This window comes from Micromonospora inaquosa, from assembly GCF_003857055.1.
GTDB lineage: Bacteria > Actinomycetota > Actinomycetes > Mycobacteriales > Micromonosporaceae > Micromonospora > Micromonospora inaquosa.
The window spans coordinates 1-8,412 of the sequence record NZ_QGSZ01000087.1; the positions used below are offsets into that span (position 1 = coordinate 1).

Annotated in this window: 10 protein-coding genes; 4 read left to right on the plus strand and 6 right to left on the minus strand. The window is 67.0% G+C overall.

The genetic code is table 11. The annotated features are described in order from the left end of the window. Positions 1-28 precede the first annotated feature (28 nt). Positions 29-421 carry a hypothetical protein gene (locus tag DLJ59_RS01595; RefSeq protein WP_244235782.1) on the minus strand — a complete coding sequence of 131 codons (393 nt, stop codon included), beginning with the start codon at positions 419-421 and terminating at the stop codon, positions 29-31. A gap of 595 nt (positions 422-1,016) precedes the next feature. Here DLJ59_RS01595 and DLJ59_RS01605 point away from each other — a divergent pair. Continuing rightward, entirely contained in the window at positions 1,017-1,757 is a 741-nt protein-coding gene (locus DLJ59_RS01605; protein WP_208648521.1) for a hypothetical protein, read from the plus strand. A 439-nt stretch (positions 1,758-2,196) separates the two neighbouring features. On the opposite strand, the gene DLJ59_RS01610 is transcribed toward DLJ59_RS01605, so the two are convergent. Then, complete coding sequence (locus tag DLJ59_RS01610) at positions 2,197-2,406, minus strand: hypothetical protein (RefSeq protein ID WP_244235783.1); 210 nt, start codon at positions 2,404-2,406, stop codon at positions 2,197-2,199. A 135-nt stretch (positions 2,407-2,541) separates the two neighbouring features. After that, positions 2,542-2,733, minus strand: a complete 192-nt coding sequence (locus DLJ59_RS01615; RefSeq protein WP_158630764.1) for a tetratricopeptide repeat protein — start codon at positions 2,731-2,733, stop codon at positions 2,542-2,544. Here DLJ59_RS01615 and DLJ59_RS01620 point away from each other — a divergent pair, their 5' ends adjacent. After that, positions 2,734-3,297 (plus strand): GrpB family protein, encoded by a 564-nt coding sequence (locus DLJ59_RS01620; protein ID WP_124770746.1) that lies wholly within the window; start codon positions 2,734-2,736, stop codon positions 3,295-3,297. A 178-nt stretch (positions 3,298-3,475) separates the two neighbouring features. Here the strand turns inward: DLJ59_RS01620 and istB are convergent, their stop codons facing one another. The 3 genes from istB to DLJ59_RS01635 all read right to left on the minus strand — a co-directional run bounded on the left by istB (position 3,476) and on the right by DLJ59_RS01635 (position 6,213). After that, the gene (istB, locus tag DLJ59_RS01625) at positions 3,476-4,267 is read right to left on the minus strand and encodes an IS21-like element helper ATPase IstB (RefSeq protein ID WP_124770747.1); all 792 of its coding nucleotides are present in this window, start codon (positions 4,265-4,267) and stop codon (positions 3,476-3,478) included. Then, positions 4,267-5,493: an IS21 family transposase gene (gene istA / locus DLJ59_RS01630; protein ID WP_124770748.1), complete on the minus strand. Its 1,227-nt coding sequence runs from the start codon at positions 5,491-5,493 to the stop codon at positions 4,267-4,269. Before istA ends, istB begins: the two co-directional genes overlap by 1 nt. A 318-nt stretch (positions 5,494-5,811) precedes the next feature. Next, positions 5,812-6,213 carry a hypothetical protein gene (locus tag DLJ59_RS01635; protein WP_124770749.1) on the minus strand — a complete coding sequence of 134 codons (402 nt, stop codon included), beginning with the start codon at positions 6,211-6,213 and terminating at the stop codon, positions 5,812-5,814. A 353-nt stretch (positions 6,214-6,566) separates the two neighbouring features. On the opposite strand from DLJ59_RS01635, the gene DLJ59_RS01640 reads away from it, so the two are divergent. Then, on the plus strand, positions 6,567-6,977 hold the full coding sequence (locus DLJ59_RS01640; RefSeq protein ID WP_124770750.1) for a universal stress protein: 411 nt from the start codon (positions 6,567-6,569) through the stop codon (positions 6,975-6,977). Between the two features lie 315 nt (positions 6,978-7,292). Further along, positions 7,293-8,372 carry an HAD-IC family P-type ATPase gene (locus DLJ59_RS01645; protein ID WP_124770751.1) on the plus strand — a complete coding sequence of 360 codons (1,080 nt, stop codon included), beginning with the start codon at positions 7,293-7,295 and terminating at the stop codon, positions 8,370-8,372. Positions 8,373-8,412 lie beyond the last annotated feature (40 nt).

An 8,412-nucleotide genomic window follows, 5' to 3' on the forward strand; every position in this document is an offset into this window, starting at 1 on the left:
CGGCAACTGGCTCCAGCGCGACCGACTCTCATCCCCCAGCCGGCTCTTCGGAGAAGTCACTTCCCGGACCCGCCGAGACCCAGGATAGAACTCTCCTCCCGGCGGTGTCTTGACACAGAGGGGAGCCGAAGTAGTGCTTCTCAGCGAGGTCAGTCACGCTCACCGCCGCGTCGCCCAGAAACTCCAGAAGCGATTCGACGGTGTCCGGATGGGCGCGTCCATCGGCGAGCAGCGCGGTCACCGCCCGAACCGCCGGCGCGGTCGCCGTGTCCGGGAAACCCTGATGCAGCACCGCGGCGTCGAGGTGGCCCAGCGCGGCCTTGCGGGCCTCGGCGTCACCGAACTCCAGCGCAGCCAGGTGGCCAGGGGTGTCGGTAGCCCAGCCATACGCATGCCGAAGCCGACCCCAGTTAACCGTCATCGCCACGTCGTCCGCGATCCGCTAGCAGGCCGAATACACCGCCAGGACCCGGGTCATTGATCATCACTTTCACTTCCACAACCCTATAGCAGCCAGCATCCACACCCACCCGTTGCCGATGCCCCCTCACGGTCGGCTGCAGCAGCGGGTACACCGTCCCGATGCGAACATCTTCTACCGTGATGACATGCAGTGGAATCTCTTGCTCGCCGGCACCGGACTCGCGACGGGCATCACGGTCCTGATCTCGAAGCGCAGACGTCGTCGGCCGCTGAGCGCCGGAGAGACGGTGGATATCGCGCGAGCCGCAATGCGGTCCATACGCCGCAACTCGCCGCGCTCGGGCCGCGATACTTTCCAGCGAGGCCGAGGCGTCCCCGACCGGCACTCCGCCGCCATCGCGGAGAACGCTGCCTATGGAGACGCTGCGAACTTCGATACTGGTGGTGGCGGAAGGGGGACGGACTGAAGCACCTTCGCCACCCGCCCCGCCGTTCCTGGACTGCCAAACGCACCCTTCTCGGCACCGGCCGCTTAAACCCGACGCCCGCGAACCCGATCTTGCTCCGTAGCGCCCGGTCGGCGGCAGATGAGGATGCTGACCACCACGGTCTTTTCCAACGAGAAGGTCCCGGCAGAGCCGAGCGACCAAGCGGCAGAATGTGCATGCCCCGATGATCGAGTTGTTGAGGAGAAACCCATAACGGCTGCGTTGACCAGGCGTGCGCGAAGCTTCGTCCACGGCGACGGACACCGCCTCTACAGCGAGATGAGCAGCGACATCCGCGACCACTGGCTCAACCAGGGCATTCCGGCCGCCGTTGTCGACCGGATGGCAGCGTTCGAAGCCATGTGGGGCGGCCTGTCGCTACCTCCGGCGCCACATTATGAAGGTGGCCCGAAGATTTTCCGTAGCGACATGCCCGAGATGGACTCGACGGGTGACTGGTGGTTCGACGCGGGTGACCAGCGGTGCTCCATGCCGTACGGATTTTTCATCGGTCCTCGTGAGGAATTCGGCATCGAGGACAGCCACCGCAGGGCAGTGCTGCACGAGTCCGTCGCCGGCTGGGTCGAGTCCCTGGCGTTGGCGTACCGGGCTGTTCATTGGGCCTCTGAAATCACCAAGGTGCGGGGCGCAGCTGTTGACCGACTGGATCTGTCAAACCTGGAACCGTTCTCGGAAGTCGCCGGCATGTCGGACACCTGGTGGCGCGGCGGAGAGAAGGTCGTGGCGGTATACCGGGGCGTAGCTCATCTTTTCAACGACCCCGAACTGCAGGTCGCCACGGTGTACGACGGAATTGCCGAAGCCCCCATCTACCTCGACTACTGACCCCACATCGGCCACTTGGGACCAGGACATCGCTTGGTGCGCTCATCGCGGGCTACCTGTTAGCTGTTCGTTTGTCCTCACCTGCTCCCCCATTCGTGAGGGTGTCCCGTGCGGCCCGGTCCCAGCGACATCAGCCACGGCCCGTCCTGCTCGTCCCCGCTCCACAACAACTCAAGGTCGATCAGGCTCGCATCCCAGTCGACCTGTGGTGCGAGGCTCACAGCGCCGTTCGTTGCCGTTGGCCGCAGTTCAAGGCCGTTCAGGGCACCCTGTTGCTCCCCACCTGCTCCCCTTAACAGGGCTCACACTGGACCGCCGAACGCCGAACGCCGAACGCGCCCGCCAACGCCGGCGAAGGCATACGCCATCTCGCTGGCGACGAGTACGTCCCGCCGGCGCTGGCAAAGGCAAGGCGGGGACGACCAACCCAAGGCCAATCTCAATGCTTTGCCTCGTATTGGTCCCAATGAGCTGTGTAGCGCAGCAGTGAGCGGGCCAGGTCTGGATGTTCCGCCCCCCATTGGGTGTCGAAGAGGAACCACTGGTCGAGCCCGAAGAAGTTGTCGATGTAGCGGGCGACTTGGGCGATGTGCGCGTCCAGCCGGATCAGAGACTCGGCGGGCCCTCTCTGATAAAGCAGTTCACCCATCCGTTACGTGGACGCTCTCTGCTCAGCAAGTCCGGGATGCCGGCATGGGCATAGGCATCATGTGCGTTCCATTTGGGGCGTACCCCAACCCGACGCCAGAAGGGGACGGCACCCCAAGATGGTCGAGCCAGTCGCTCAGGCTTCGCCCTCTCCACGCCGCAGCCCGGCGACTCCGGTCCCAGCGTCCGGGTGCTCCTGACCGAGCAGCCGCACCGAGCCGGCGACCACCTTCTCCTGGATGGTGATCGCCTCGCCCGTGCGACCCGGCTGCCGGTACGAGCCGGCCCGGGCGGTCAGCGTGCGCGAGGGCTCCGCGAGGATGTCCATGTGAACAAGAGCCGCAAGCCGCGCCGACCGGACGTCACTACAGTCGAGCTCGTAGGGTGCGCCTCACACGCGCTCGAGCTGCACAACTACGATGAGCGGTGGGCAGACATCTACCTTGATCATCGGGGGCGGATCCGGGATGCCCTGACAGCAGCGGACATCGAGATCGAACACATCGGTTCCACGTCCGTTCCCGGACTGGCAGCCAAGCCGATCATCGACATCGTGGTCACGGTAGACGACATCACCGTCGAAGAGGACTACCTCCCTGCGCTCCTGGCCGCCGGGTACGAACTGAGGGTCCGCGAGCCGAGGCATCGCCTCGTGCGGACACCAGCACACGACATCCACGTGCACGTCTTCGAACGGGACGATCCCGCCGTGGACGAATACCTCCTCTTTCGCGATCATCTGCGCTCCGACGCGGACGACCGCACCCTCTACGAAAGCACCAAGCGGACCTTGCTCAGCAAGCGGTGGGATGACATGAACGACTACGCCAAGGCCAAGACCGACGTCATCCGCGCGATCAAAGCACGAGCGAGGGAAGCTCGCGGACAGTAGACGTCGCGGTGCTGGTGCGTCGAGCGGCAGGCAATTACGCGCGGACGGGGGCGCCATGATCGGAAGCGCGTGCCACGGCCCGTTTCGTCAGGGCATGGAACTCACGGTCCTGTTCCTACCCGTCCCGTGCGGAGGCGAGGTACAGAGGAACTCGGACATCCGTGCTGTTTGTTGATGTTCAGTCGTTGGTCTTGATGGCTGCGGGGACGCGGCCGAGGTCGCGGTCCTTGAGCCGGTAGCTGTCGCCCTTCATGGAGACGACTTCGGCGTGGTGGACGAGGCGGTCGATCATGGCTGCGGCGACGACGTCGTCTCCGAACACTTCGCCCCATCTGCCGAAGGGCTTGTTCGAGGTGACGATGAGGCTGGCGCGTTCGTAGCGGTTGGAGACCAGTTGGAAGAACAGGTTCGCGGCTTCGGCTTCGAAGGGGATGTAGCCGACCTCGTCGACGATCAGTAGCGGGATCCGACCGAGTTTGACCAGTTCGTCTTGCAGGCGCCCCGCGTGGTGGGCGTCGGCGAGACGGGACACCCATTGGGCGGCGGTGGCGAACGCGACGCGGTGTCCGGCCTGGCAGGCCCGGATCCCGAGGCCGATGGACAGGTGGGTTTTGCCGGTGCCGGGCGGGCCGAGGAACACGACGTTCTCTTTCGACGCCACGAAGTCCAGGGTTCCGAGGTGTCCGATGGTCTCCCGTTTGAGGGAGCGTTGGTGCTCGAAGTCGAACTCCTCCAGGCTCTTGCGGGCCGGGAAGCGGGCTGCGCGGATGCGTCCTTCACCGCCGTGGGCTTCGCGGGCGGCGACCTCGCGTTGCAGGCAGGCGGCGAGGAACTCCTCATGCGTCCACGACTCCGCCCGAGCCCGCTCGCCCAGCCGCTCGACCGACGCGGCGAGGGAGGGTGCTTTCAGCGCGCGGGTGAGGAACGCGATCTCGGAGGACACGTTGCGGTTGTTGGTTTTGGTGGCCATCAGGCGGCCACCTCGTCCAAGCCGAACATCCGGTCGTAGTCACTCAAGGCTCGACACTCGACCTGAGCGTTGACGGCTGGCACCGGGGTGTGCTGGGCGGCGGCCCGCAGGTCAGCCGCGGCCTGGCGGTGGACCGGGTCAGTGATCGTCTGATGTCCGGCCCAGCAACGCTCATGCTGGGCGACCAGCCGGCCGTCGCAGGACACCTGGACCTGGTCGCAGTCGGCGGTGACCTCGACACGTCGGCCAACGACCGACGGGTGCACGGAATAGTCGTTGGCGTCCAACCGGACGTAATGATCACGTGGCAAGCGGGTGGCCTGTCGCCAGCCGACCGCCGGCGCGACCGGCGGCAGCGCCAGCATCGCGGCCCGGTCTGCGTCCCACCGGTCCACGGGGCGGCAGCCCAACACCCGGTGTTGGCGGTTGTTCGCCCGCGCCAACCAGTTGGTCAGCTGGGCGTTGAAGTCATGTGCTGAGCCGAACCGGCGCCCGGGCAGAAACGACGTCTCCAGATAGCCGTTGGCTCTCTCGACCAGGCCCTTGGCCTCCGGGTCCGCCGGCCGGCACTGGATCACTTTGACGCCCAGGGTGCCGCGGAAGGCGTTCATCGTCTCGGTCAACTGCGGCCGACCGGCCCGCCACTGCCCGACCGCGGACTCGTTGTCCCACACCAACGCCTTGGGCACCCGTCCCCACCCGGAGATCAGGGTCCAATGCCCGGCCAGCAGATCCGGCGACTGCCGCGACGGGATCATCACCGCTGACAACCACCGCGAGTAGCCGCACACCATCACCAACACCGGCGGCCTGCCAACCTGCCCGAAGCCCAACGGCACGTCCGCCGGCGGGAACCACAGATCACACTGCGCCAACTCGCCCGGCAAATAGTCCGTGCGCTGGCTGGGATCCGGGCGGCGGAACAACGGCCGCAACTGCTGCACCCGATCGGCGAACACCGTCTTACCCCGGGTCCACCCGACCCGTTCCATGATCACCGTCGTCGGCATGTCCGGGAACTCCGCCAACAACACCCGGATCTGCGGCTCCACCGCATCCACGATCGAGCCCTTCACCGCCCGCTGATAACGAGGCGGCTCATGACTGGCCAAGGCCTTCCGCACCGTGTTCCGCGAGACCTCCAACCGGCGACAGATGGCCTTGATCGCCATCCCCTCCGCCCGGTGCAACCGACGGATCTCTGCCCAGTCCTCCACGCTCAGCACCTCCCGATGCTTCCGGAAGGGGTCAAAATTCAACCGGAACCACGGGGTCAGTTTTCACGCGGCGTCGACAAGAACCGCGGAGCACTCCGCGGGAACCAGGACGCTCCACCCGCTCTGAGCTGCGGAAGCCTGGATCCGCAGGCACTGGTGGGTGCAGTTGGGGGACGTTGGACGCCGTTGGATGCAGTTCAAGGACGTTCAGTGCACACTGTTGCTCCCAGCCTGCTCCCCCGGTCCTGGGCCCGCACCGGACCACCGTCGGATCGTCGGATATCCATCACGTCCACATGAAGGCCTCGTGGGCTTGGCGAGGAACCCTCAGCCCGCGTCGACGATTTCCACCGCGGGTGCGAAGTGGCGGACCGCCGCCTCAATGCTCGGGCGGTGCAGTCGCCAGAGGGTCGCCGGCCGGCTGTCGACGAGGACGGCCGGCGGCACGTGCGGGACGAGCGCCCGGTTCATCCGCCGCAGGCCGCGCGAGCGCGCCGAGCCCGGCAGCGGCGGCAAGCCGGGGCGCGGCTGCAGCCCGACGTACGGGACCGTGGCCGGGCCGGCCTGTTGCGTCCACAGCACGACAGCCTCGATGTCGGACCACAGCACCACCGCAGTGTGTGAGGACGGCCAGAGCGAGGTTTGACCCAGAGTGACCCCGGCCGCGTCGACGCGCAGCGCCACACGGCAGCTGAGCACGCCCACGAGCCGCACGCGGTACGTCGGCACCGGTCGGGCGACCTGATGCCCGCAGCGCTCCGCTCCTAGCCCGGCTTTGTCCGGCCTCAGCGGGCCCGCTGAGGCCGACTTCTGACTGGCACGCTGGTCGCCAGATTGTCGGGGGGTTCGGCAGGATCGCCGGGGGGTTCGGCAGGATCGCCGGGGGCGGAACAACGGCGGTTGCAGGGGGTCGGCAACCAACGACGATCAAGTTGGCCGGAGTCGGCCGGCGCCTGTGGGTGTCCGCTGGTGCAGGCTGGTGCTGGCATATCGGCGGAGGTGCCGGACAGTCGCCGACGCCGGTCACGAGCGTCGGCGTCGTCCGCGCGCGGTGAGAAGAGCTGACATCCTGAGGAGGTGCCGTGTTCACCACCATTGCCTGGGCCACGGATGGTTCTGCGGCGGCGTCCGAGACACTGCCCTCCGTGGAGGGTCTCGCGCGGGTCACCGGCGCGATGTTGATGATCAACGGCGTTCCGGAGGTCACTATCAGTCGGGCAGGCTTCCTGGTCGAGGACAACAGGTCCGTGCTGGCCTCGCTGCACCGCATCGTCCGGCGGCTGCGTGAAGGCGGCATCCCTGCCGCCGAGGTGCTCGTCGTCGGCAACCGCGGGCATGGACCGCTGATCAACCTCGTGCTCGACAATGTCACCGATCGAATCCTGCAGATCGCATCGTGGCCGATCATCGTGGTGCCGGCGCGGCCGGCGGTGTCAACGCCACTCGCCGACGCCCACGTCGCGGCGGTTTCAACCCGGTCCGGGGCGGAGTAGTCAGGACGGTCCGCATGGCCGAATCCGGGACCGGATCGCCGAAACGGCTCTGCGACGTCCTGCAGTGCCTGCGGGGACCTCGCCGAGACAGGCACGCAGCACGTCGGTAAACGGGGAACAAGTGGGCTGCGAACCCCACGCAGGTGCGTCCACGGTGGCGACACTGGACGCACCTACGCAGGTTTCGTCGTGAGGCGGCCCGGACGAAACGGTGATCAGATGTAAACCAGTCGGACGCGGGCTCCAGAAGCCTCACGCCGCGGCGGACACCCTTAACGGAGCCCAGCCAGGAGGCCTTCTCATGAAGGACAAGGAATGAACGACCTCCGATCGATCGACTCGACGCCGTGGCACTCTCGTCCAGCGAGCGACGTCGCCCACCACTTCGGGGTGGAGCCGGGCGTCGGGCATTCGGCGGTGGAGGCTGCGCGCCTGCTGGAGCGGTACGGTCCGAATCGGCTCGCCGAGGCACCGACGGTGCCGTGGTGGCGGGCGTTCCTCCGGCAGTTCCAAGATCTGCTGATCATTATCCTGCTGCTCGCGGCGGTGGTGTCGTTGCTGGTGAGCCGCGAGTGGGAGACGCCGGCGGCTATCGCGTTCGTCGTTTTGCTGAACGCGGTGATCGGCTTCGCGCAGGAGTCCCGTGCGCAGGCGGCGCTGGATGCGTTGCGGCGGATGAGCGTCATGACGGCCACCGTGCGCCGCGACGGGCGGGTCGTGCGGCTCGACGCCGCCGACCTGGTACCCGGCGACGTGATCGTGGTCGAGCCCGGTGACCGGGTGCCGGCGGACGGCCGGTTGCTGCAGGCGACGTCCCTGGAGATCCAGGAGTCGATGCTCACCGGCGAGGCGCAGCCGGTGGTCAAATCGACGCCGGTCGAGGTCGACGAGGCTGCCGCCCTCGGAGACCGGGTGAACACCGTCTACATGAACACGGCGGTCACCCGGGGTCGCGGCGAGGTGCTGGTCACCGCGACGGGCATGCGGACCGAAATGGGTCGCATCGCAGACATGCTGCACGGCGCGCAGGCCGGGCAGAGCCCGTTACAACGTCAGATCGACGCGTTGAGCCGCACACTCGCGATCATCGCCGCGGTCGTCATCGCGGTGGTGTTCATCCTCGGGCTGGTACGCGGGCAACAGTTCAGCGCCCTGTTCGTCACCGCAGTCTCGCTCGCTGTCGCGGCCATCCCTGAAGGACTGCCCGCAGTAGTCGCGTTCACGCTGGCCATGGGCACCGGCCGGCTGGCCCGGCGGGGCGCCATCGTGAAGCGGCTGGCGTCGGTGGAAACGCTGGGCAGCACCACGTGTCGGGGTACTCGTTGGAGTGCAGAGCTAGGTACAGCTGATCTTGCAGAGGTGCGCACCGTGTGTCCGTCGCCAGTGGGTGACTGAGGGTGAGGCTGCTCGGGTCGTGATCGGACCGGGGTGGGGC